This window comes from Mycetocola sp. Y791, from assembly GCF_059445325.1.
Map to the genome: position 1 here is coordinate 262,726 of NZ_JCAIUC010000002.1, position 22,921 is coordinate 285,646.

Consider the following 22,921-nt stretch of genomic DNA (forward strand, 5'->3'; position numbering starts at 1 on the left):
ACTAGCTCTCTTTGGTGAAGAGTCGCGCGACCACTGCCGCGATTTGGTTTGCGAGTAGCGGTGGAACCGCGTTGCCCACTTGGTGGTATTGCTGAGTGCGGTTTCCCATGAAGAAATAATTGTCGGGGAATGTCTGGAGCCGAGCAGCCTCTCGGACGGTCAGGCTCCGCATCTGGTTGGCGTCGGGGTGGATGTAATAGTGGCCATCCTTGGCGATGTGGGACACGACTGTTGTCGATGGTTGTTCCCACACCTGAACGCGGAAACGATCCTCAAAAGGTCGAGATTCCGACGAAGCGTTCCTGTGATTCGGTTGTAGAGCTGGCGGGAAGTGGCGGAGCTTTGGTGACACGAAATCTGCTGCTGCGCGGCTCGCGGCGAACCAATACCGCTTGAGATCCTCGACCATGTGCGACCGTGACTCGTGCTGAATGACTGCCTTGACGCGAGAGTCAGTGATCCACTCGTTGTAGACGTAGTCGTCGGATGCTTTGACGGTCTTTGCGACGGAAACAGAACCGCGGTCCAAGTCATTTGACGATAAGTTCTCCTGTCCCTCGACCCCATAGAGCAGGGACATCGCTGATCGAATCGCTGCCCAATCTGACGTTGAATCAAGACGTGCGGGACTGATCCCGGAACGCAGAGCGGGCAATCCGCCAATTGCGTCCCGAAGCCGGACGGTTTCGCGCTTCTTGAGCTTGCCAACCTTGAGATCTGAGTTGAAGAAGCCCTTTCGGATGCCCAAAAGGATCACTCTGTGCCGTTTTTGCGGGACACCGTAATCTTCTGCACGAATGATGTAGTCGCGGGGTTTGAGGCTGTCGAGGCTGGCGTCGACGGTGAGCGAATGAATTTCGTATTCGAACTCACCCGGTGGGTGCTCAAGGTCGCGCTTGATCATGTCGAACATCCCCTCCCCAGAGTTGGTGGAGGAAAGAAGTCCCTTGACGTTCTCCATGACGAAAACTGGCGGAGCGAACTTCGCGATGATGTGTAGGTACTCGCGGTAGAGGAAGTGCTTCTTGTCGTTCTCAAACTCAGCGTCGTTTGCTCGTCTGGAACGGCCGGCGAGAGAATACGCCTGACAGGGTGGCCCACCGATCAGCACCCAGGGCTTGGTTCCATCGGAGAGCTCGTTCGCTCGCAAGGCGTCGTCGATAAGGAGGTCAGACTCTTCTCTATCGACACCTAGTTCGATTTGGTGGACCTCACTGTTCGCGAGTTCCACGGCGCGGGCGACGCGCGAATTTGTTTCAAACGCGTCTCGGGTGATCTCTCCGCGAATGTAGCGATAGTAATCGTCCGGGACACCCGCCGGGTCACGTCTTAAGTGACGGAAAACACTGCGGAGCCGCAATGTGCTGCAAGCGGTTGATTCCATCTCAAATGAGCCAATAGTTTCGAATACGGGCGATCCTTGGTCCTCGCCCAGCCGGGAGAACCCCTCATTCAAACCACCTGGACCAGCGAAAAGGTCAATGACTGGAATCACTCGTGCTCACTTACTTCGTTTGGAATTGCCTCAGCCAGGTTACCAGGTCCACCACTCCGAAGCGGGATGAGTGACGACCCCGACTGTTCGTGTCGCCGCGAGGAGATCTGGCTACAACTGATTGTCGGTGGACCCGCTGACATCGCTATCGCGATGCTCGGCTCGCACCCGTGGTTTGTTGAAGAGTCCGAGCATGAGATTTATTCTCTCCATGGGATGCTCTCCATGGTGTGCTTCTCGTCTGAGCGCCATGTGGCTTGGAGGGTTAGGCCGATTCTGCCCGTCGGCTCACACGTTCGACGAGCTGCCGCAACTCCCAGGGCTCGCCGCTCTCGACACCAAAGATTCCAGCACCGAGTAACGGTGCGAGTCGGGTGGTACCGACACGCCACGCGTGCGCTGGCCATTCACCGAGCTTTGCCGGCGGCGCATTGACGGCCCCCGGAGCTACGTCAACGAATAGGACCCCGGAGGCTTCCGCCACTCCAATGGCTGCTGCAATCCGCCCGATGTGATCGGCATCGATTCGCTGCCGCTCTGTCAGCGGTTCCACGAGGAAAAGACCCTGCGGGCCGACGACAAGGTGCGACGCATACACCTGCGCCTCCCCGAGTTGAATGTCGTGCCACACCGTGAATTCAGCACTGAGGGATTTCAACGCGGTTGCTATTGCCTCCTGCGCCAGCGCCCGCTCGAGGTGAACCCGCGCGTGACTCGGCGCGATTCTCACCGAGTCCGCGGCGAATGGCGAGTGAAGGAACATCCCCGGGTCGGCCGGACGATTCGCCAGATCAGCGGCGAATTGATTCTTGGCGACCGAATAGATGTTTCGATTGCTCAACCGGACCCGTCGAACTTCAGCACGTTTCTCGCTCGTGAACAGCCTCATCGTCGCAACAATGCCTCCACAGACAAAGGCCACAGAAAGTATGTTGAGCGCGACTTGTCGCAGTACCGGGAACAGCGCATATGCCGGGATTATGGGCAGATTACCCGTGGCCGCCGCGACAGCAGCGAAAACGGCCGCGATTGCCGCGAACGGCAAGAAGAGCTGCAGGCAAACGACACCCCACATGTGCAGGAACCGGTCCTGCGCGTGTCGGATCCGCGGTGGCTTTGCGGGCGCGCTTGGCGGTCGCGGTGAGAGCATCCAGTCGCGAGCGAGGTCGAGGTATCTTGCCCGCGAACTCCCACCCGGATGCCCATGTGTAGTTGCAAATGTCGGCGTCGCGTTCTCGTTTGGGTGGGGTGCGGATGCCCGTCCACCGGCACGCCGTGACGAGCTGCGCTCTCGACGAGTCGAGCCTTGAGGTGGAGCGGATGTCGGAGCTCGGGGTGGTGCAGAAGCCTGCGGCATGTGCAGACGGTCGTACTCAGCACGGCGTTCTGAGTTGCTCAGCACATCCCATGCGGCCTGCACCAGGCGGAAGCCCTCGGCCGATCCCCCGACATCGGGATGACTGGTGCGGAGCGCTCGCCGGTAAGCCAGTTTCAGCTCGGTGGGAGTTGAGGTGCGCGGTGCGCCGAGCACGTCGTAGTGGGTCTCCCGACTCATATGACCCCCTCGTCCGGCAGCGACACCCAAATCTAGAGTGGAGGCGATGAACGGGGCATGCCCCAATGCGGGGCGCGCCTCCTACGAGGTTCGACTGCGGTGGCCGTGAATGTGAGTGGTAACGGAACTGGTTAGCGCTTTCCGCTACCGGCCCACTCGAGTACGCGCAACGCACGCAGCGTCACCCACCGGCTGGGCTCGCCCCCCGATTCCAGCTCGAAGTGCACTTTGCCCGGATGCGGGTTCTCGAATGACCAGCGCCCGTCGGCACCGCGCTTGCTCTCGACCAGGTCGAGTGCCTCGTCCAGTCTCGGGTCCGGTGTTCCGCCGGTGCTCCGGAAGTAGTCGAGACCCCTCAGCACGTCATAGAACCAGCGGGTCGGGAATGAAAAGCGGGTGAAATCGAGGTCGGCGACCTCTCCCGTCGATAGGCGCCGGAGCATCCGTCGTTCGAGGAGGTACTCCTCCCCTCGTCGACGTGCCGCAGACACTTCGGTGGATGCGCCCCGCGACCGCTCGTGCTGCAACAAGCCCTCGAGCACGCAGATCGTCGTGTGAAATGACGACCGGGTGGAGCCGCGCTCGGCGTCGCAGTTCCAACCGCCGTCGTCGAGCTGCTCGCCGAGGAGCCGATCGACGAGAGGCTGCACGCCTTCACCGAAGTAGTCACCAATCGCGACCACCAGGCCGTTGACGCACGGCTCGACCTCGCCGTCGAAGTATTTCTCGTCGTCGTGCTCCCACCTGCTGTGTTCCCGCACGCGCTCAATCGCGATGCGGGCTTCGGCGCTCGCCGGGTCGAGGCCCAGCTCACGGAGCAGAACGAGGGTGTGGTGGGTGGCGGTCCAGGGCTGGCCCGGCGCCTCCGGATCGGTCTCCTCGGCTAGGTCGTAGGTGCCGCCATCCCACTGCCCGTCCGGAGACTGCAACGCGAGAAGCCGCGCACCCCACCCCTCAGTCGCGACGCGGGACCGCTCGGCGGCCACCGCCTCGGCCGGCTCCTCGAGCAGGTCGTTCATCACCTGCCAGCGGATCGCGGGGTCGGATTCGAGCAGCCAGTCGGTCACGGTCATGACCGGAAGCCTAGGCCGCCCTGTGCGTCTAAAAAAGGGACAAGCGTGGGTTCCGTCACGCGCAACGCGCTGTCAGACTCGGCCCGTGGGTCAGCTTCAGCTGAGTCGAATCGCGAACGGAATGAACGTGGACAAATACGACGTCAAGGTGGCCCTCAAAGAGCTGTATTCGCCCTCGTCAAAGGACTTCTCGATCGTCGACGTGCCACGGATGCAGTACCTCGCGATCGACGGACACGGAGACCCAAACACCTCACCGGAGTACGCCGCGGCGATCGAAGCGCTCTACCCCGTCGCTTACGCGGTGAAGTTCGCGAGCAAGAAGGCGCTCGGCCGCGACTTCGTCGTTGCACCGCTGGAGGGGCTGTGGCGCGCCGACGACCCGGCGGTCTTCACCCAGCGGCAGAAGGATGCCTGGGACTGGACCATGATGATCAGCCAGCCCGACTGGATCACGACTGAAATAACGGATGCCGCCATCGCGGCAACGAAGACGAAGAAAGGCATCCCCGCGGTCGATCAGCTTCGTCTGCTCGAGCTCACCGAGGGTGCGTCCGTGCAGATTCTGCACATCGGTTCGTATGACGACGAAGCCCCCACGCTCGCGAAGCTGCACGACGAATTCATGTCGGCCAACGGCCTCACCTTCAACGGTGATCACCACGAGATCTACCTCAGCGATCCTCGCCGGACGGCATCCGCGAAGCTCAAGACGATCCTGCGGCAGCCGGTCCGGCCGGCGTGAGCACGATGATTAGCCGGGCCGTCTGCCCCGTACACTTTGGCTATCACGAGACCGGCGATGCTGCCGCGTGCGGCCAGCTGCCGCATCGCTCACAGCATCCTACGCATGGAGACGCTGCCCGACGATGAGCACACTAAACGAACACCTGGCCAGCCTCGCGACCGAATCCGTCGACTCCCGGTACAGCGACATCGACCGGATGTCCGTGGCCGAATTGGCCGCCATGATGAACGCCGCAGATGCCGAGGTCCCCGCCGCCGTTGCCCGCGCACTCCCCCAAATCGCACCCGCTATCGAAGCGGCAAGCGAGCGGATGTCGCGTGGCGGCCGCCTACTCTACGTTGGCGCCGGCACTCCAGGACGCATCGGCATCCTCGACGCCTCTGAATGCCCACCCACATTTGGCACCCCGCCCTCACTCGTGGTGGGAATCATTGCCGGTGGCCCGTCCGCGATCGTTCACCCCGCTGAGGGGGCTGAGGACGATGAGACCGCCGGTTCGGCCGCGATGGACGAGGCTGGCATCACCCCGAATGACACCGTCATCGGCATCGCGTCGAGCGGCCGGACTCCCTACGTCATCGCTGCCATTCGCCGCGCTGGCGAGCTCGGCGCGCTCACCGTGGGGTTGTCCTGCAACCTCGACACCCCGCTCAGTGCCGTTGCGGCGCACGCGATCGAGGTTGCCGTCGGTCCTGAGGTGCTCGCGGGATCCACCCGGCTCAAGGCGGGCACCGCGCAGAAACTCGTCCTCAACATGTTTTCGACCATCGTGATGGTGCAGCAGGGCAAGACCTACGGCAACCTCATGGTCGACCTCAACCCGAGCAACCACAAGCTGCGGGAACGCGCGACCGGCATGGTCTCGGCGATCGCCGGGGTGGACCGGCCTGTCGCGGCGGCGACCCTCGAATCCGTCGGCTTCAACGTCAAGATCGCTGCGGTGATGCTGCGGCTCGGAGTCGATCGCCCCGCTGCCGAGCAGCGGTTGTCCGACGCGGGCGGTCGGCTCCGCACCGCGCTGGGCGAGTAGCCGCGAGCCAAGCGCCGCCAGCTGGCCCGCCAACCCGTCAGCCGCGAACGATCGCGCCGAGCTGGTCCAGCTGCGTCGGGTCGTCGAGAGCCGAGCCAACGGCAACGATGCTCGCCCCAGCATCGAGGAATTGCTGGGCGTTGGTCGCGTCCATGCCACCGGTCGCGACGAACTTCACTGCGGGAAATGGCCCCTTCATCGCCGAAAACCAGCCGGGTCCGAGTTCCGACGCCGGAAACGCCTTCACCCAGGTCAGTCCCGCAGCGACAGCGGTCTGCACCTCCGTCGGGGTCGCGACGCCGGGAAGCGTCGGCATTCCTGCCGCAATGGATGCCGTCACCACGTTGATATCGAAACCGGGGCTGACCGTGAACGCCGCACCGGCATCCGCTGCCTGCTGAACATGCACGGTCGACAGAACGGTGCCGGCTCCCACAACCTTGCCGCGCTCGGCGCCCGCAGCGACGACAGCTCGCAGGGCATCGAGATCCGTCTGGGACTGGATGGGGACCTCGACGCAGTCGATGCCGAGGTCCCAGGCCCTGGTTGCGAGCGCGACACTGCGTTCGACGCCGAATCCGCGCAGGATGGCCATCAGGCGCTGCCCCTCAAAGAGTTGAGTGAGCGATTCGATCGACTTTTCTGGCATGCCGGTCCTTTCAGGAGTGGGAGCGCTCGGCGGCGAGCGGAACATCGAGGGTGGACTGGAGGACGAGTACCGCACGTTCGTGCCCGGCGCGGAGACGCTCGGAGGAGGACGCACCGGTGAGAAGCGCGCCGAGGTAGCCCGCGGCGAAGGCATCGCCAGCGCCGACGGCCTCGACGACCATGCTCGGGATCGCCTCGACAAAGACCGACCCGTCCCGGTCGTACTCGGTGGCGCCGACGTCACCATCCTTCACGACCAGCATCGGCGCCGGAATCAGTGCCCGCACGTCGTCGGGAGTGGTCGCACCCCACAGGGTGTGGGCTTCGTCGAGACCGACAAAGACGAGGTCGGCTCGGCGTGCGATGTCGAGCAGCAGGGGTGCGGCGGCGGCAACATCCCACAGGCCCGAACGAAAGTTGACGTCGAAGCTGACCTGGCCAGCGGCATCCCTCATCCGTTCCAGAACCGCGTCGACGAGGGCCGCGCAACTGTCCGAGAGTGCCGGGGTGATGCCCGAGAGGTGCACGAGGGCCGCGTCTTCCAGGGGGACGTGGGCCACGGTGTCGGGCCCCATCCGGGATGCCGCGGATCCGCGACGAAAGTAGAGGACGCCGTTGCCCGGGTCTTTGAAGTAGACGCCGGTCGGAGCCGAGTCGTCGACGGTCACCCAGCGCGTGTCGACGTTGTGGTCACCGATCTGGCGTGCAGCGCGTCGCCCCAGAGCATCGTTGCCGAACTGGCCGACCCACGCCGCGTGGTGTCCGAGCGCTGCGAGATGCGACGCGACGTTTGACTCAGCACCGCCGACGTCGAGGTGGAAGACGGGTGCGGTTTCGAGCGGCTCCGACTCGACAGGTGTCACGAGCACCATGGTTTCGCCGAGGGTGATCACGGTGGGCTGCGCGACGCTGTGCATGCCCCCAACTATGTTCGATGCGGGCGGATGCTGCAACGACGTGCGGGGCCGGAGCTCCGTTGGGCGTGTGTGAGGGCGGCGGCCATGACGGGTTGTGTGCCCCGGTCGGCGGGGCCTTTTGCACGCTCGCCTCACGCGCGATGATCGGATGATGCGGGGATTCGAAATGGCGACCGGCGGCATCCGTTGCTCTTCGACGGCATCCGTCTTTCTTCGCCGGGCCAATTTTCCTGACCGTGTCGATCCGCTCGCAACTCATTCGACGTCTTGAGTAGAAGGCGCAACCGGCGCCGACAAGCGAAGGGAGAATCTGATGAAGTACATGCTGATCATGCGGTCGACCGACGAGGCGAAGAAGGCTTATCAGTCACGGCCGTTCGAGGAAATCCTCGAGGAGATGGGCGCATACAACGAGTCACTCATCAAGGCCGGGGTTCTGCTTGGCGGCGATGGGCTCGCCGACGACATGACCGATAACTTCGTCGTCGACTTCTCGACCGACACCCCCGTCGTCACTGACGGCCCCTACGGTGAAACCCATGAACTCTTCAACGGGTTCTGGATCATCCAGGTGGCTTCGAAGGAGGAGGCCGCCGAGTGGGCGAGTCGGGTTCCGCTCGGGCCGGGATCGAAGATCGAGGTTCGTCGGGTTACCGAGATGAGCGACTTCGCCGAGTACGCAGACACTCCCGCCATGAAACAGGAAGCGGTGTGGCGGGCTGAACATGGCGAGCAGCTGGCCTGAGCGGGTGTGACATGACAGACGTGAAGCGCACCCTCGATGCACTCTGGCGCATCGAGGGTGCGAAGATCGTCGCAACGCTGGCCAGGGTCACGGGCGACCTCGGTCTGGCCGAGGATCTCGCGCAGGAGGCGATCGTTGACGCGCTCGCCTCGTGGCCCGAATCCGGTGTACCGCGGAACGGGGCGGCGTGGCTGACCGCCGTCGCGAAACGGAAGGCCATCGACGGCTGGCGTCGGCGTGAACGTCTCGATGAGCGCTACCGAGCGATGGCCCACACCCTTGAGGAACTCTCCGATGGTGAGGGAATGGCAGCGGATGCCTGGGAGCCGATCGATGACGACGTCTTGCGTCTGATTTTCACCGCGTGCCATCCCGTACTCAGCCGTGAGGGGCAGATCGCCTTGACGCTGCGCATCGTGGGTGGTCTCACCACTGAGGAGATCGCGCGAATGTTCCTCGTGCTGGTTGCGACGATCCAGCAGAGGATTGTTAGGGCGAAGAAAACGCTCTCGGCGGCGAACGTGCCGTTCGAGGTACCCGACCCGAGTGAGTGGCGGGAGCGACTGTCTGCCGTACTTGGTGTTCTCTATCTGATCTTCACCGAGGGGTATGCGGCGACCTCGGGTGACCGGTGGTTGCGAGCAGACCTGGCGAACGAGGCGTTGCGGCTGGGACGGATCCTGGCCGGCCTGGTGCCGAAGGAGCCCGAAGTGCATGGGCTCGTTGCGTTGATGGAGTTCCAGGCGTCGCGGTTTGCGGCGCGGGTCGATCGGGAGGGAGCGCCAATCCTCCTGGCCGACCAGGATCGACGCCGGTGGGATCGAGCCCAGATCGCCCGTGGCAGCGCCGCGCTGGACCGTGCCGATGCGGCCGGTCGTGGGCGTGGACCCTATGCACTTCAGGCCGCGATCGCCGAGTGCCATGCGACGGCAGTCAGCGTCGCCGACACGAATTGGGAGCGGATCGTGCTGCTCTACGAAGCTCTGGGGCGAATTGCTCCCAATCCGGTCGTCGAGCTGAACCGGGCTGCCGCTGTCTCGATGGCGACCGGTCCGGCATCCGCTTTGATCATCGTTGATCAGTTGGCCGACGAGGGCGCGCTTCGTGGCTCGTATCTGTTGCCGAGTGTGCGCGGAGAGTTGCTTGCTCAGCTGGGTCGGGTGCAGGAGGCGCGGTCAGAGTTTGCGACGGCGGCGGCGCTGACGGCGAATTCGCGTCAGCGGGACGTGTTGCTCGCGAAGGCGGCGGCGCTGTGAGGTTCCGTGAAGCGCAAAAGGGTCGAGCGCGATGCTCGACCCTTTTTTCGTGCTGTTTATTACTGGGCGGCGAAGAAGAAGGCGTCGCCCAGGAAGAGGGGCTCGACAGTCCAGGCTCCGCTGGCCGCGTCCGCGGTGGGAATTGCGATCACGATGTTTCCCGTGCCGCTCGCGCCCGGGTACAGCTCGTTGATCTCCGTGAAGGTCGGTGCGGGTCCGACCGCCAGTGTGTCTGCCTCATCGTGAGTGGTGCCAGCGGCAGAGACGAATGCGATGTTCAGGTCGATCCACGGCGTTCCGGTCTCCGTGCCGACATAGGTGACGGTGACAGGAACGACCGCGTACTGGAATCCGGCGGGTGCGGCTTCGTTGAACTGGTTCGCTGCCGCGACGATGGCCGTCGCATCCAGGGTAGGAGCTCCCAGTGTGACCTCATAGTTCGGGGCTCCACCACTCGTCAATTCGACGGTGGTGCCGATCGGTGCGGGGTTCTCGCGAGTACCGACCTCGGCTGACGCGTCCGTCTCCGCCTCGTCAGCAGGAGCAGCGGCTTCGTCTTCTGACTCCTGGAGGCTGGACTGCGGCATAGCCTCATCGACTGCGCCGATGAAACCAGCGGTGTAGGAAATGGCGAGAACGATCGACAGGATCAGCGCGATGACGGAAACGATCAGACCGGCAAGGCCCGCCTTTTTTGGCTTGTTCTTGCGGACAACGGCAATGATGCCGAGCACGATGCCAACCGCCGCGAGAAATCCGGAGACGTAGTTGATGAAGGGGATGAAAGCGCCAACAAGGGCGACGATTCCAACGACCAGTGCGGCAATGCCCACGCCGTTTCCCGGCTTGGCTGACGGAGCGGCTGGCGGGTACTGCATCCCGGTGTTCGGCTGGGTCTGAGCGCCATGCGGCGAGTCAGGAAAAGCTGGCTGTTGGGCGGGTGGTTGCTGTGAATCAGGCATTACTCGATTGTGCCCGCCGCGTCTCGCATTTATCGGCTGAGCAGCGGTTTCGGTCACCCCGACTTAGGGTGCCACGCGTTCGGGGAAGGGCGCGGTGAGCCGGGAGGTGAAGCGGAGCAGGTAGCCATCCGGATCCTGGACGAGAAACTGGCGCACGCCAATCTCGCCGTCAGAGGTGCGGTACCACCGCGTTTCAGGCTCGAGGAACAGTGGCCAACTGGCGTCGGCACAGCGATCCGCAACGCTGTCGATTGATGGCACAGCGATCTCGAAGTTAACGCCGCGACCCAGCGGACGCTCGAGGCTATCTGTGACCCAGTCCCGACCCAGCCCGATCTGGTCGAGCATGACGTGCGCCGAACCCAGGTGGAGATAGGCGAACCCTTCTTCCGGCCTGTCGTAGAGAACCTTGAACCCGCAGATGTCGACCCAGAAGCGGAGGCTGGTCGTGAGGTCCGTAATCAAGAGCTCAGGAACCAGACTCGGCGGTGCGGATTCATCGTGCTGGGGCATGCTCCTCAGTATGGCGGTGACCGGTGACCGGTGACCTGTGACCGGTGACCTGCGCTCGGGGCTCGGATGCCGTTACGTATGCCGAGCACGCAGCACCGGTTACGGATGCCGGTAGGTATGCCCAGCGCTCGTGCCGGGTTACGGATGCCTGGATTGCGGTGCCCTATCGCCTTCACCGCCCTCTGCCAACGATCACTGGACCATCGCCCGGAGGTCAGAACGGTGGTGCATCGGCATCGGCATCGGCATCGGCATCGGCATCAGCTGCCGGTGCGGAGAAGTCACCCAGTGGCGAGGAAACGTGCCCCGGCGACGCGGCATCCGGTGCTGGTGGTGGGGGTGCTGGTGTTGTTAGCGGCGGGGGCGGCGGAGCGGAGCCGTCTCCAACGGGTGGTGGAGCACCGGGCGGGAACAGTACAGCCGGCTCGGTGGCGTAGGTGCGATTCCCGGGAGAGGTCCACTCGAGAATGCCGGAGCCGGTCTGCTTTACCTTCCACGTGGTCTGATGCTTCAGCCGGTGGTGTTTCCGGCAGAGGTGCGAGAGGTTGTCGCACTCCGTGGGGCCGCCGAACTCCGCAGCTTTCGTGTGATCGATGTCGCAGTGCTTCGCCGCGCGATTGCAGCCGGGAAACCGGCAGGTTCCATCGCGATAGCGGAGGAACCGCTTCATCGCGCCGCTCGGTCGATAGGTCGTGCTGTCGAGGCTGAGCGGGGTTCCTGTTGTCGGGTCGGTGAGCAGCCGGTACCAGGTGTTCGATTGCCCCGCGAGGGCGCGGGCGGTCTCCGCATCGATCGGTCCGTATCCCTCGAGGTGGCCCGGCTCATCGCTGGCTCCAAGCAGCGTCAGTGCCGGTACCGTCACCGTCACGCTCGGGCGAATCCGCCGGAATGCAGTCGTTGAGCCGGTAGCGCCTCTCGTGCCGGAGGACCCGAACTCTCCCTGAACGCCGAACTCGCCCTGGTCGGCGAACTTTCCGAACTTGCCCGACTTTCCCGATTTGCCGGACTTTCCGTGTTCTTCCCCGCTAAACCCACCGAGCTCGCCAGCCAGTGCCGCAGACAGCGCATCGGCACAGACATCGGCCGAGAGCTGCGCCAGCGTGCGCGGATCATCCGGGTTGTGCAGCGCCAAAGCATGGTCGCGGACCGCCGTGAAGATCGACGTCGCCTCGGGCGCCGTCGTGTAGAGGTTGAGCCAGGCCATTCCGTCGTCGGCGGGGATGAACTCGACCCGACGATCCTGCGCCGACCGGACAACCCGCTCAGCAATGGAGTCGGGGTCAAGCCGTTCTCGCAGCGCCTTCGCCTTTACCCTGAGCTTCGAAACGGTAACCGTCTTCGCGATCGGCAGCGCCCCACTTTCCAGCAGGAGCGCTGCGTCATCGGAGAGGGTGCTGGCCTGATCGACAAGCACCTCCGCATGACGGTAGGAAATATCGCCCGCTCGCAGCGCAGCCATTGTGGCCGGCAACCGCTGCATGAGGGCCTGACTTGTCGTGAGCATCCGGTCGACGGTGACCTCAGGCATCCGCAATGCGCAGGCAAGCTCCGCGACGAGATTGCGCCGCACCATTTCATAACGCTGGACGGCCGATAGCGTCGACCCCACGGTGAGCAAACCGTGCTCGGTGACCTCGGCCAGCCGACGCGCATCGTCGATGACCTCGACCTGCCACGCCTTCTGGCGCGCCGCGGTGCGCTCCATTACGGCGACCTCGTCGACCATCGCACTGCAGGCATCCGCGAGAACCGCCGCATATGGCCGCTCGGCAAAATCACCGTCGTCATAGGCCTCGTCGGATGGTTCCAGCAGGTCTTCCATAAGTAAATTCTCCGACCAACCACCGACACTGGAGGGTCAAAAAACCCCGTAAAACGGCTGGTTGTGGACAGTTTCTCGAAAATAACTTTTGTGCAGGGATGGCGGACGTCTGCCTGCCTTGTAAGGGTGTTCCGCAACGTCGAACTCAGCCCCAGTCGCTGGGGCTGCCCGCTCCAATGATGCCGGAGGAGACGGCATCCGTTCTTCCATACCGGAACGAAACGGATGCATACACCTCACGACGGCGCAGGACCAACCGGCCTACCGGCCCAGCGCCGCGCGGCTAGGCTGGCGACACCATGCTGAGCTACCCAAAGTCCCACACCGGAGGCGGCCGCGACCGCACGATCCCCGAGCCGCACACCGACATCGAAGACGAATTCCGCGTCGACGTCGAACGCATCAGGTTCTCTCCGTACTTCTCACGCCTCTCGGCAGTGACCCAGGTGATTCCTCAGGCCGGTTCGGGCACCGTCGTGCACAACCGGCTCACCCACTCGCTCAAGGTGTCGGCCGTTGCGCGATCGATCGCCGTGGGATTCCGTGAGGCGCCGGACCACGTTCGCGACACCATTGAGGATCTCGGCGGTTGTGACCCTGTCGTCGTCCAGGCCGCCGCCGCAGCGCATGACCTCGGGCACCCGCCGTTCGGGCACCTCGGTGAACAGGTCCTCGACCGCATTGCCCGCAAGAAACTCGGCCTGCCCGACGGGTTCGAGGGCAACGCTCAGACCTTCCGCATCCTCACCGCTCTCGACAGCTGCGACGCCACCCCCCGCGGCCTCAACCTCACCAAAGCGGTGCGCGCTGCCGTGCTGAAGTATCCGTGGACACGCAACGAATGGCGCAGCATCCGCCCCCGCCCTGCCGAAGATCTTCCCCGTGGCGTCGGCTCGGACATGGCCAACGGCGCCCTCAAGTTCTCCGCCTACTCGGTCGACGCCCGCGAAATGGCCGAGGTTCTCGACGTCTTCCCCGCCATTGCCCAGCACCAGCAGACCCTCGAATGCTCGGTCATGGATGTCGCAGACGACATCGCGTACTCGGTGCACGACCTCGACGACTTCTATCGCGCAGGAGTGCTGCAGTACACCTCGGTGTCGGCCGAGCTCAGTGGCTGGCTTGCCTCCCAGTCGGCACTTGCGGCGCTGGATGCCTCGGAGCTTGCGGTTCGCCGCATCCCCGGTCACTCGCTCGAAGCTGCGTGGCGACAGGTGCAGGCGAAGGATGCCTGGATCGCCGATGCGGATGCCTTCCGCAACGCGGTCGATCGCGTCACGAGCGATCTCGTCGAGGGGCTCCTCACGATTCCATACGATGGCGGACTCGAGGCTGATCGCGCGGTTTCCGCATTCACCCGGCGCTGGATCGACAGGCTCAAGAGCTCGATTCGGGTTGAGCGTGAGCCGAACATCCGCAGTGGTCACGTGCGATTGAGCCGTCAGGCCTGGCACGACGTCGTAGTTCTCAAGTTCGTCCACACCCGGTTCGTGCTCGACCGGCCCGACCTCGCCGTGTTCCAGCGCGGCCAGTCCCGCGTGATCGAGGCCCTCGTCGACGGCTTCCACGGCTGGCTCAACGACCCGGCCGACGCCGCCAGGGCCCCGCGCAGGCTGCTCGACTCGGTCGAAGCGGCAACCGAGGAGTACCGCCAGTTACGGGATGCCTCACCCGAGTTCTTCACCTCGGCAGGCGTACTGACGGGAGTGGCGGAAGTCGCCAGACTCGGCCAGGCGCGTGCGGTCATCGACTACGTCGCGTCGCTCACCGACGCCCAGGCGATCTCGGTTGCCACGCTCATCAGTGGCACTTCCGACAACCTGTGGGAGTCCGGCCGCGGGCTGTAGCGCGGCGGTTGCTCCGGGCCGGATGCCGCGGGTTCGGTGGTCGCGGCCATGCGGCATCCGCAGGTTCAGTGGTCGCAAATGCGCGGTTTTCACAGTTGATCGGTGCATTTGCGTCAGTTGAACGGGTGCTGTGCGCCCGGCCCGCCGCTTCCGCCGCCGGGGCTTCAGTGGTCGCAAATGCATGGTTTCCGCCGCAGAACGGTTCATTTGCGTCAGTTGAACGGATGCCGTGGGCCCGAGCGTGTGGCATCCGTGGTTCGGCGGTCGCAAATGCACGGTTTCCGCCGTTGAGGGGTGCATTTGCGTCAGTCGAACGGGTGCTGTGGGCCCGGCTTCCGCTTCCGCCGCCGCCGGGGCTTCAGCCGTCGCAAATGCATGGTTTCCGCCGTTGATCGGTGCATTTGCGTCAGTTGAACGGATGCTGTGGGTCCCGCCCCGCGGCATCCGCCGCTTCGGTGGCCGCGAATGCATGGTTTCTGCGGTTGAGTGTTGCTTTTGCGTCAGTTGAACGGGTGCTGTGGGCCCGAGCGTGCGGCATCCGCGGCTCAGCGGTCTCCAATGCACGGTTTGGGCCGTTAAGGGGTGCTTTTGCGTCAGGGGAGCGGATGCCGCGTGCCCCGGCGCCGACACGCCCGACTCCCCCACCGGAGGAATACGCGCCGCCGGGACCCCGTTGGCCCTAGGAGGCCTCGCACCAGCAGGCCACAACGAAAGGCTCTCACTCTATGGACTTGTTCTCGCCCGTTTCGCTCGGAGATCTCCACCTCGCCAACCGCATTGTGATGGCACCACTGACCCGGGTTCGATCCGGCGAAGACGGTGTCCCTGGTGACCTGGTCGTCGAACACTACGCGCAGAGAGCCACCCTCGGCCTCATCATCTCCGAGGGCGTTTACACGAGCGAAGAGTCACGCGCATTCTGGGGCCAGCCGGGCATCGTCACCGACGCCCAGGTCGCCGCCTGGCGCACGGTGACCGACGCTGTCCACGCCGAGGGCGGACGCATGGTCATGCAGCTCATGCACGGCGGACGCGTCAGCCACACCGCGATCACCCGCACCGACCGCATCGTCGCCCCAAGCGCTATCGCGATCAACGGCGATGTGCGCACCCCACAGGGCAAGCTCCCGTTCCCTGTCCCCCACGCGCTGACCGCCGACGAGCTCACCGCCGTCCGCGACGAGTTCGTCGCCGCTGCAGTTCGCGCGATCGAGGCCGGATTCGACGGCGTCGAGGTGCACTCCGCCAACGGATACCTCCTCCACGAGTTCCTCTCCCCCGCCTCGAACCAGCGCGACGACGCATTCGGCGGATCGCCCGAGAACCGCGCCGCCTTCGTTCTCGACGTGACCACAGCCGTAGCGGATGCCGTCGGCGCAGGCCGCGTAGGCATCCGTATTTCTCCGTCGCACAACATCCAGGACGCACTCGAGACCGACCAGGCCGATGTCACCGCGACCTACGGCGCGCTCATGGACGGCCTCAAGCCACTCGGGCTCGCGTACCTCAGCGTGCTGCACAACGAACCGACGGGCGAGCTCGTGCAGGGCCTTCGCACCCGGTTCGGCGGCAAGCTCATCGCAAACAGCGGCTTCGGCACGGTGACGACACGCGATGAGGCGATTGCGCTCATCGATTCGTCACACGCGGATGCCGTCGCCATCGGCCGCATGGCCATCGCGAACCCGGACCTCGTTGCCCGCTGGCAGGGAGAGCACCCGGAGAACCAGCCCAACCCGGGCACGTTCTACGGCGAGGGCGCTCTCGGGTACACCGACTACCCGCGCCTCGGCGACGCTCAGGGCGAAGACGCACAGGAATCGGCACTCGCGGGCGCTTGAGTCCCGCCAGGGGCCGAGGGTGCAGCCCGCCAACCGGGCAGTGCGCCGAGCCTGAGCGCTGGCTGAGTGGCAGCTGAGCTGCGCCGCTCCCTCCTCGCCGAGAACACCCGTTCCGGTCGAAAACATCCGTTGTACCGGGTGATCTCGACCGGAACGGGTGTTTTCGCGTGGTGGCGGTATCCGCGCGATCCCGCCCGATCGTGCCCCCGACCACCGCCCGACCCACCCGCGAGTTCGGCGTCGGGTTCGATTGCCCAGCTAAACCCCGTAACGTAGAGAGGTGGCACCGAGTCCCCCGCTCTGGCGCTCTGCGCAGGCCACGTTTTCCTGAAAGGTTTGCCTTGAGCAACGAATGTAAGCACGGCTTCGAAAACGGAGCATGTGCCACCTGCTTCCCCAAAGCTCCACCAGCACCAAAGGTCGTCGCCCCACCCAAGCGCGCACCACGACCACGCACCACCAGCCTGCGTACCGCCCCAACGGCCGGCTCCAAGGCCGCAGCGGTCTCCGCGATCGACATCGAAGAGCTGCGCATCTATCACGTGACGCACATCTCCAACCTCGAGAAGATGCTTGCCGCCGGCGTCCTGCTCGCCGACTCAGTGTCGGCAGATCCCCGCGTCGATATCTCGTCGGCCGAGAACCGCGAGAAGCGCCGTGCGACCCTGGTGTCGCGGGGCGGCACCGCGACCGTCGCCGATTACGTTCCGTTCTTCCTGAGCCCGAACGCCAGCCTCTGGGAAAGCCTCCGATCGGATGCCGGCGACCCGCGGCTTTCGAGCGAAGCCCGTGGTTCCGCCGTCAACGACTTCGTCGTCCTCGTGAGCTCGATCAAGAAGGTCCGCGACGTCAGCGAACCCGGATACTCCAACATCGTCGTCACTGACGGTGACGCCTCCGGTGCCGTCACCCGCCTGGAATCGACCAAGGACAGCGCCGAACGGATGCTGCGCAAGCTTCGGACCGAGGAAGAGTCCGGCGCGATCCTCGAGGCAGAAGTCCTCGTCGAAACCAGTGTTCCGTTCGATGCCATTTCCGTTATCGGTGTCGCCACGGTGTCCGTGCGCGAAGCCGTCAAGGGCATGCTCGAGTCCACCGACTATAAGGCCAAGGTCGCTGCGCACCCGCCGTGGTTCGAGTCGGCAGGCGCCCTCTAGGCCTCCAGGCAGCTAAGCCTCGCGACCCGCAAAGCTCGCTACCCGCACCGGGGCGGATCACTCCCTGGTGCGGGTAGCGAGCCGCGCCAGGTCGATGCGGTTGACGGTCCCGGTCTTGCGCAGCAGGTTCGAGATGTGTGAGCTCACCGTTTTCTCGCTGATGATGAGCGCTCTCGCGATCTCGGCGTAGGTTCGGCCAGCGACGACGTGATCGAGAATCTCCCTCTCCCGCCTGGTCAGGCCGGAGAGCGGTGATCCCGCATCCGCGACCGCCGACGACTCCTCGACGGCGGCCGTCGGAATCCGCGCTGTGTCCGCCAGCGACTGCAGCAGCGAGTGCAGTGGCCGCGCGCCGAGCTGTTGACTGAGCTGAAGCCCCCGTCGAATAACGGATGCTGCTCGCTCGCGATGGTGGACTCCCCGCGTCAGCAACGCCTCACCGGCACGCCATAAACAGTAGGTCTCCTCCCACGGCAAAAGGGCATCCCGGAACTGATCGGCGACAGCGAGCCATTGAATGCCAATATCGGAATGTGCTCGCGCCCTCGCGATTTCTACGGCATATAGTGCGCCGAGTGCCGTGCACTGCAGGTCATAGAGGGGTGTCGGTCCGCCGACGTCGCGGATGATCCCTGGGAATTCCTCGACGAGCGCGTCGACCTGATCGAGTAGTTCGTCGGTTCCTTGAGCCGCGTCCCTTCGCCCGTCGATTTCATTGGCGAGGCCTCGCGCCGCGAGCGGAATCAACCACTCACACATTGTCGGCGGGAGCCCGATCGACCGCGCTCCCGCGATGGCGACCGTAAATGCAGCGAGATTGTCGCCGTTGGCAAGGGCAACCTCTGCCCTGACCGCGTCGAACGCAAACGACAGAAACCGGTGCGTCTGGAGAAACAGTTCGTCTGCGCGGCTCAGATGCGACACTGCTTCCGCGGTGCTTCCCTGCCATGCGGCCAGGCGGGCGGCCGTCAGCCGCGCGCTGGCATCCGTGACCGGTCCTGGATCAGAACCCAGGACGTGCCGCAGCCGGTCGAGGCTCGCCGCCCAGTCACCGAACGCAAGCCTGGATGAGGATTCTGCCGCAGCGAGGAACGCAACGTAGGTGTGTGGCGCGCCCAGCCGCGCGAGTTGTTCCCGTCGGGAGCCCACCTGATCCGCGAACCGGGGCGCCGTCCAGATCTCGACGGCGTTCGCCTCCCAGAGGGCGGCGTGAACGTACGCCCACCAGTCTCCCGCGTCGATGGCTGCCTCGAGTCCCCGCGTCGCGTGAACGTAAGCGTCGTCGTTGCGCTGGTCGACCAGGGCTGCCATGGACATCGCTGTCCGTGCATACGACATGGCGCGAGGATGCCCGACCTGTAACGCTCGCTGCAGCGCCTTTGCGGCCTTCGCGCCAGCGCCGGCGACTCCGGCCCACAGTTCGGCGTGCGCGAGTTCGGCGAGAGTGAGGGCGTACTGCCAACTCGACCTGTCGACGCTCGCCAGATCGACGGCGACTTGCGCTTCAGTGACCGGCAGGAAGCCGCGCCCGGTGGAGAACCGCAGGTGCATACGGCGGACCATCAGCTCAGCGATGTCCAGTGGAGCGAGTCCCGGTTCATCGAGCAGTTGCTCGATGGACGCGAGTTCCGCTTCATGTGCCCCGGCAGCTTCGGCCGCACCTCGGAGACGCTCGAGGAGGTCACGGGCGGTGCCAGGGGCATCCGGAACCAGCGGACGTAAAGCTACCGCCCGCTTCAGCAGCCGCATCATCTCCGGGCGGCCACCAGCCCCGCCAGCCTCGGTCGCCGCACTGAGCATCCAGTCGAAGGCCTCAGCGAGGTGCCCTGCACGGTCGTGATGATCGGCAACCGCGACGAGGGTTTCGATCGGGCGCGGGCCGTTCGCGAGCTGACGCTCGTAGTAGTCGGCGAAGAGGGCGTGCCATCGGTGGCGGGAATCGGGGGTCAGGGAGCGCTCCAGGACCTCCGCGATGAGTGGGTGATGAAACCAGTAGGTGCCGTTCGGCGCCGCGTCGATGGTGTGTGTGTCCACGGCCTCTGCGAGGAGGCGCTGCACTTCAGCGACCCCGGAGACGGCTTGAAGCGCGTCCGCGGTGATCGGACCCCCGTGAACGGCGAGTACCTGCGCCAGGCCGCGCGCATCGGCGGAGAGACGACGCCAGGACTGCAGCACGGCCGAGCGGAGATCGTCCGGAAAGTCGGCACTGATGTGACGGGCATCGACGGGCAGCCCCGCAACGACGAGACGGGTGAGGTAGGCGTTGCCTCGCGTGTGTTCGAAGACCTCCTCCACCAGCGACTGGTGGGGCGTCGCGCCCAGGAGCTCCGCTACCTGCTCCCCCGTCGAGACGCGGTCGAGGGGCCGAAGCCTGAGTTCGGTGATCCGGGGCAGCCGCCGTACGTCAGCCAGCCAGCGCTGGAGCCTGAAGTTCGAGTCGCCATCACGAACGGTGCCGAGGATGAGGAGTTGCCGCTCGGGGCTTCCGGCGATGAGGTACATGAGGACGTCGAGAGTGCTCTGATCCGCCCACTGCAGATCGTCGACGGTGAGGACGACGGGACGGATCGCACACAGCTCGCTGAGCCACGCGTCGACAAGTTCCGGTACGTTCGGTGTGGCTTCGCTCAATCGCGGCGGCGGGGGCCCGGCTCCGGGATCCAGATCGCGCACGGCGGAGCGCAGGGCGAGGAACGGGACGCTGAGGGATGTGAGCGGCAGGCAGGTGCCGTAGAGCTCGGTGGCCGCTCCCCCGAGCCCTGTCACCGATCGCACGAGCGCCGTCTTGCCGACACCGGGATCACTCGAGATCAGGAGCGTCGCCGCGTGACCAGCCGCTGCGTCGGCGAAAAGCGCGCCGAGGAGGGTCAGTTCCGCGTCGCGACCGACGAGAACCGAGTGTGGCACGCCCTCTCGAGGCTCCATCGCCTCATTTTCGCACCGATCCGGGCGGTAACCGAGTGCGGCTCTGACATTTCTCGCCCGAACCCGTCGAGTTGCACGCGTCGGGGGGAGAGCCGGGATCTCAGGGGTTATGGCCGTCTTCTGAGGGTTCTCCTCCGATGCGTCTCGATCCGCCACCGAGGATGCTCGACTCAGATCAGGTGGTTGAACCATCGCGAGGAGAACTGATGTCCAGACAAAGTCGTTCGGCATACGGAAGTTTCACACGTCGGCGTTTTTCTGCGCTCGCCGGCGCAGCGGCCGCTGGAGGGCTCCTCGTCGGGATCGGCTCTGCGGCCCTGTCCGTGGGAGCCGCTGCGCAGCCGGGGCCGCTCCCATCGTCGCCAGTGGTTTCTGTGTCGCTCCCGGCTGCGTGCCCGCTCGAGAGAATAGGCACTCAGTTCGTCAAGTGCGACAACCTCACCGGCGCGGGGGTGCGTGCCCCCTCGTACATTCCGGGTGTCCAGCGCTTCGGCCTGGGCGATCACCGGTAGGTGCCCGATAACGGCTGCGGTGCGCTAGCGCGTGCAGGCCCCGGAACCGACCGCGGTCGTGAGTGACGGTGCCTGCGCGACCACGGGAAGTACCTCTTCCATCGTGAGGGCATAACCGACGTTCGCCGTGGCGTCCGACTTTGCAAAAATGACCCCGGCCACAGAGCCGTCAGTCGACAGCAATGGGCCGCCCGAATTGCCCTGCTGAACGTTGGCCGCGAGCGTGTACACCTGCCGCGGTGTGGGGTTTGACCCATAAATATCGGGGACCAGGGTGGTGCCCTGCGCGAGAACGCTGGCGGATCCGGCGGTGAACGGTCCGCCGAACGGATACCCCATCACCGCAGCCTCTGCGCCGGCCGGGAGCGTCGGCGACATCGCCAGCGGAGGCGCGTCGAGGCCCGAGACGTCGATCACCGCGAGGTCATCGACCGGGTCGAAGTAGACGATGCGACCCGATCGGGGCAGTTCGTTGGGTGCCTCAACGACGAGTTCCGTCACGCCAGCGAGAACGTGCGCGTTGGTCACGACCCGATCGTCGGCGACGACAAAGCCGCTGCCGACCCGCCCGGTGCCGCACGAGGGCGCGTTTCCGGTGATTCGAACGACGGATGCCGCCGCGGTCGTCAACGCAGGAGAGTCCAGTGTGACCGCCGGCAGGTCTGGTGCGGTTGACGGCACACCGACGGCCTCGAGCACGCGCGGAAGGCCGTCGTTCATGACCGTGGTGCGCAGCTGAGCCAGGAAGGACTCGACCGGTTTCGGCATGAGCGAATCGAGCGTCCTCAGCACTGTCGACGATGCCAGCGACTGGCTGAGGATCGGGGCGCCGAGCGTCTGCGCGCTGAACGCAAGCAGCGAGATGACGATGAGCGCCACCGAGGTGTTCGCCAGTGCGCCGGCGAGCTTCTCGATGAGGCGGAGTGGCGTTTTGTGCAGGGGCTGGCCGATGACGTTTCCGAGCGCGATCCCCACCGTGTATCCGAGGCTGATGAGCAGGACCGCCGCGAAGACGGATGCGAGAACACGCCACTCAGGGAGCCAGGTGGCGATGAGTGGGAGGAGGAAAAACGCCGCGACTCCCCCGGCAACCATGCCGGCGATTCCGCCGAGGATGCGGAAAAATCCGCGGCTGTAACCCTGGATCAATGCTCCGAGGAGAACAATGACGAGCACGACGTCGAGCGCTATCGAGCCGAATGAAATGACGTCCAATGGCCCTCCAGCCTTCCCGATTCATTGTAGGTGCGGCATCCGTGAGGACGCCGGGCCGCCTACAGGGGCCTGACGACGCGGGGCCCGACGGCGCGGGGCCTGACGACGCGGCCGGCCTGACGCAGTTCGACCCGCCCCCGGTGCGGGAGCGGGTCGAACGAGTAGTGCGTGAGTGAGTCTCTAGCGCTCAGATCCGGTCTCATCGGCGGCCGGCGATTCGCTCGATGCCAACGCGTCGCTGTCGAGAGCGTCGGTGACCTGGGAAACCGTGGTGTCTTCGTTGTCCGTGCCCGGTTCGACCTCACCGTGGGTGTTGCTGAACAGGTGCTGGTCGTTTTCGGAGTCATCCTCGCCGCCCGCGACGTCAGAGGTCGAGGTCTCGACGTCTGCTTCGTCAACGTCGAGGAACGCTGCGTCCTGCTCGACCGGCTCTCCGGCGACCGCGTCGTTGGTTACCGTCTGCTTGGCGAGTGCTTCTTCATCTTTGGGGTCGCCAACTCCCCACACGCCACCTTCCGAGGTCACGCCCTCGGTTGCCTGGCTCCCGCCACTGATCTCGGTGTCCTCGTCGCCATGGCCATTGGTGCCCTGGGTTGCGTCGCTCATGATTCTCCAATCGGTCGTCGGGACCTTCCACGCTAGGTCGCTTGTCAGGAGCGA

General features: G+C 65.0%; 18 protein-coding genes and 1 pseudogene. 8 read left to right on the plus strand and 11 right to left on the minus strand.

All coding sequences use genetic code 11. The annotated features are described in order from the left end of the window. Position 1: 1 nt before the first annotated feature. Entirely contained in the window at positions 2 to 1,495 is a 1,494-nt protein-coding gene (locus AC1C2N_RS06100) for a DNA cytosine methyltransferase (RefSeq protein ID WP_495433270.1), read from the minus strand. Between the two features lie 511 nt (positions 1,496 to 2,006). Here AC1C2N_RS06100 and AC1C2N_RS06105 point away from each other — a divergent pair. Beyond that, on the plus strand, positions 2,007 to 2,639 hold the full coding sequence (locus tag AC1C2N_RS06105; protein ID WP_495433746.1) for a hypothetical protein: 633 nt from the start codon (positions 2,007 to 2,009) through the stop codon (positions 2,637 to 2,639). 234 nt (positions 2,640 to 2,873) lie between these two features. Here AC1C2N_RS06105 and AC1C2N_RS06110 read toward each other — a convergent pair. Further along, positions 2,874 to 3,050, minus strand: a pseudogene (locus AC1C2N_RS06110) (J domain-containing protein); the annotation flags it as partial. Between the two features lie 131 nt (positions 3,051 to 3,181). Continuing rightward, positions 3,182 to 4,123 carry a hypothetical protein gene (locus AC1C2N_RS06115; RefSeq protein ID WP_495433271.1) on the minus strand — a complete coding sequence of 314 codons (942 nt, stop codon included), beginning with the start codon at positions 4,121 to 4,123 and terminating at the stop codon, positions 3,182 to 3,184. 85 nt (positions 4,124 to 4,208) lie between these two features. Here AC1C2N_RS06115 and AC1C2N_RS06120 point away from each other — a divergent pair, with 85 nt between their 5' ends. Further along, the gene (locus AC1C2N_RS06120; RefSeq protein WP_495433272.1) at positions 4,209 to 4,868 is read left to right on the plus strand and encodes a GyrI-like domain-containing protein; all 660 of its coding nucleotides are present in this window, start codon (positions 4,209 to 4,211) and stop codon (positions 4,866 to 4,868) included. A gap of 124 nt (positions 4,869 to 4,992) precedes the next feature. Continuing rightward, on the plus strand, positions 4,993 to 5,901 hold the full coding sequence (gene murQ, locus AC1C2N_RS06125) for an N-acetylmuramic acid 6-phosphate etherase (RefSeq protein WP_495433273.1): 909 nt from the start codon (positions 4,993 to 4,995) through the stop codon (positions 5,899 to 5,901). A 37-nt stretch (positions 5,902 to 5,938) separates the two neighbouring features. Here murQ and AC1C2N_RS06130 read toward each other — a convergent pair whose 3' ends face one another. Both AC1C2N_RS06130 and AC1C2N_RS06135 read right to left on the minus strand, forming a co-directional pair. Next, positions 5,939 to 6,550: a bifunctional 4-hydroxy-2-oxoglutarate aldolase/2-dehydro-3-deoxy-phosphogluconate aldolase gene (locus tag AC1C2N_RS06130; RefSeq protein WP_495433274.1), complete on the minus strand. Its 612-nt coding sequence runs from the start codon at positions 6,548 to 6,550 to the stop codon at positions 5,939 to 5,941. Positions 6,551 to 6,560: 10 nt separating this feature from the next. After that, the gene (locus AC1C2N_RS06135; RefSeq protein WP_495433275.1) at positions 6,561 to 7,466 is read right to left on the minus strand and encodes a sugar kinase; all 906 of its coding nucleotides are present in this window, start codon (positions 7,464 to 7,466) and stop codon (positions 6,561 to 6,563) included. Positions 7,467 to 7,779: 313 nt separating this feature from the next. Between AC1C2N_RS06135 and AC1C2N_RS06140 the strand changes: the two genes are divergently transcribed. Both AC1C2N_RS06140 and AC1C2N_RS06145 read left to right on the plus strand, forming a co-directional pair. Beyond that, positions 7,780 to 8,211, plus strand: a complete 432-nt coding sequence (locus AC1C2N_RS06140) for a YciI family protein (RefSeq protein WP_495433276.1) — start codon at positions 7,780 to 7,782, stop codon at positions 8,209 to 8,211. 11 nt (positions 8,212 to 8,222) lie between these two features. Next, positions 8,223 to 9,467, plus strand: coding sequence for an RNA polymerase sigma factor (locus tag AC1C2N_RS06145; RefSeq protein WP_495433277.1), 1,245 nt, complete (start codon positions 8,223 to 8,225; stop codon positions 9,465 to 9,467). Positions 9,468 to 9,526: 59 nt separating this feature from the next. Here AC1C2N_RS06145 and AC1C2N_RS06150 read toward each other — a convergent pair whose 3' ends face one another. From AC1C2N_RS06150 to AC1C2N_RS06160, 3 genes are all read right to left on the minus strand, one after another. Next, on the minus strand, positions 9,527 to 10,429 hold the full coding sequence (locus AC1C2N_RS06150; RefSeq protein ID WP_495433278.1) for a DUF4190 domain-containing protein: 903 nt from the start codon (positions 10,427 to 10,429) through the stop codon (positions 9,527 to 9,529). 63 nt (positions 10,430 to 10,492) lie between these two features. Next, a complete protein-coding gene (locus AC1C2N_RS06155; protein WP_495433279.1) occupies positions 10,493 to 10,942 on the minus strand; it encodes a bleomycin resistance protein in 450 nt (149 codons plus the stop codon). Positions 10,943 to 11,156: 214 nt separating this feature from the next. Next, positions 11,157 to 12,764 (minus strand): HNH endonuclease signature motif containing protein, encoded by a 1,608-nt coding sequence (locus AC1C2N_RS06160; protein ID WP_495433280.1) that lies wholly within the window; start codon positions 12,762 to 12,764, stop codon positions 11,157 to 11,159. Between the two features lie 299 nt (positions 12,765 to 13,063). Between AC1C2N_RS06160 and AC1C2N_RS06165 the strand changes: the two genes are divergently transcribed. The 3 genes from AC1C2N_RS06165 (at position 13,064) to AC1C2N_RS06175 (ending at position 17,609) form a co-directional block, all read left to right on the plus strand. Next, positions 13,064 to 14,611, plus strand: coding sequence for a deoxyguanosinetriphosphate triphosphohydrolase family protein (locus AC1C2N_RS06165; RefSeq protein ID WP_495433281.1), 1,548 nt, complete (start codon positions 13,064 to 13,066; stop codon positions 14,609 to 14,611). A 725-nt stretch (positions 14,612 to 15,336) separates the two neighbouring features. Continuing rightward, the gene (locus tag AC1C2N_RS06170) at positions 15,337 to 16,452 is read left to right on the plus strand and encodes an alkene reductase (protein ID WP_495433282.1); all 1,116 of its coding nucleotides are present in this window, start codon (positions 15,337 to 15,339) and stop codon (positions 16,450 to 16,452) included. Positions 16,453 to 16,793: 341 nt separating this feature from the next. Continuing rightward, complete coding sequence (locus tag AC1C2N_RS06175; protein WP_495433283.1) at positions 16,794 to 17,609, plus strand: DarT ssDNA thymidine ADP-ribosyltransferase family protein; 816 nt, start codon at positions 16,794 to 16,796, stop codon at positions 17,607 to 17,609. 57 nt (positions 17,610 to 17,666) lie between these two features. Here the strand turns inward: AC1C2N_RS06175 and AC1C2N_RS06180 are convergent, their stop codons facing one another. From AC1C2N_RS06180 to AC1C2N_RS06190, 3 genes are all read right to left on the minus strand, one after another. Then, positions 17,667 to 20,534 (minus strand): helix-turn-helix transcriptional regulator, encoded by a 2,868-nt coding sequence (locus tag AC1C2N_RS06180; protein WP_495433284.1) that lies wholly within the window; start codon positions 20,532 to 20,534, stop codon positions 17,667 to 17,669. A gap of 536 nt (positions 20,535 to 21,070) precedes the next feature. Continuing rightward, positions 21,071 to 22,261 carry a MarP family serine protease gene (locus AC1C2N_RS06185; protein ID WP_495433285.1) on the minus strand — a complete coding sequence of 397 codons (1,191 nt, stop codon included), beginning with the start codon at positions 22,259 to 22,261 and terminating at the stop codon, positions 21,071 to 21,073. A gap of 180 nt (positions 22,262 to 22,441) precedes the next feature. After that, positions 22,442 to 22,867 carry a hypothetical protein gene (locus AC1C2N_RS06190; protein WP_483406449.1) on the minus strand — a complete coding sequence of 142 codons (426 nt, stop codon included), beginning with the start codon at positions 22,865 to 22,867 and terminating at the stop codon, positions 22,442 to 22,444. Between the last annotated feature and the right edge of the window lie 54 nt (positions 22,868 to 22,921).

Excerpts from the sequence above, each read along its gene's own strand:
- AC1C2N_RS06130 (WP_495433274.1), bottom strand. The coding sequence starts at position 6,550 with ATGCCAGAAAAGTCGATCGAATCGCTCACTCAACTCTTTGAGGGGCAG.
- AC1C2N_RS06160 (WP_495433280.1), bottom strand. The coding sequence starts at position 12,764 with ATGGAAGACCTGCTGGAACCATCCGACGAGGCCTATGACGACGGTGAT.
- AC1C2N_RS06140 (WP_495433276.1), top strand. The coding sequence starts at position 7,780 with ATGAAGTACATGCTGATCATGCGGTCGACCGACGAGGCGAAGAAGGCT.
- AC1C2N_RS06150 (WP_495433278.1), bottom strand. The coding sequence starts at position 10,429 with ATGCCTGATTCACAGCAACCACCCGCCCAACAGCCAGCTTTTCCTGAC.
- AC1C2N_RS06135 (WP_495433275.1), bottom strand. The coding sequence starts at position 7,466 with ATGCACAGCGTCGCGCAGCCCACCGTGATCACCCTCGGCGAAACCATG.
- murQ (WP_495433273.1), top strand. The coding sequence starts at position 4,993 with ATGAGCACACTAAACGAACACCTGGCCAGCCTCGCGACCGAATCCGTC.
- AC1C2N_RS06165 (WP_495433281.1), top strand. The coding sequence starts at position 13,064 with ATGCTGAGCTACCCAAAGTCCCACACCGGAGGCGGCCGCGACCGCACG.
- AC1C2N_RS06115 (WP_495433271.1), bottom strand. The coding sequence starts at position 4,123 with ATGACCGTGACCGACTGGCTGCTCGAATCCGACCCCGCGATCCGCTGG.
- AC1C2N_RS06155 (WP_495433279.1), bottom strand. The coding sequence starts at position 10,942 with ATGCCCCAGCACGATGAATCCGCACCGCCGAGTCTGGTTCCTGAGCTC.
- AC1C2N_RS06170 (WP_495433282.1), top strand. The coding sequence starts at position 15,337 with ATGGACTTGTTCTCGCCCGTTTCGCTCGGAGATCTCCACCTCGCCAAC.
- AC1C2N_RS06190 (WP_483406449.1), bottom strand. The coding sequence starts at position 22,867 with ATGAGCGACGCAACCCAGGGCACCAATGGCCATGGCGACGAGGACACC.
- AC1C2N_RS06180 (WP_495433284.1), bottom strand. The coding sequence starts at position 20,534 with ATGGAGCCTCGAGAGGGCGTGCCACACTCGGTTCTCGTCGGTCGCGAC.
- AC1C2N_RS06145 (WP_495433277.1), top strand. The coding sequence starts at position 8,223 with ATGACAGACGTGAAGCGCACCCTCGATGCACTCTGGCGCATCGAGGGT.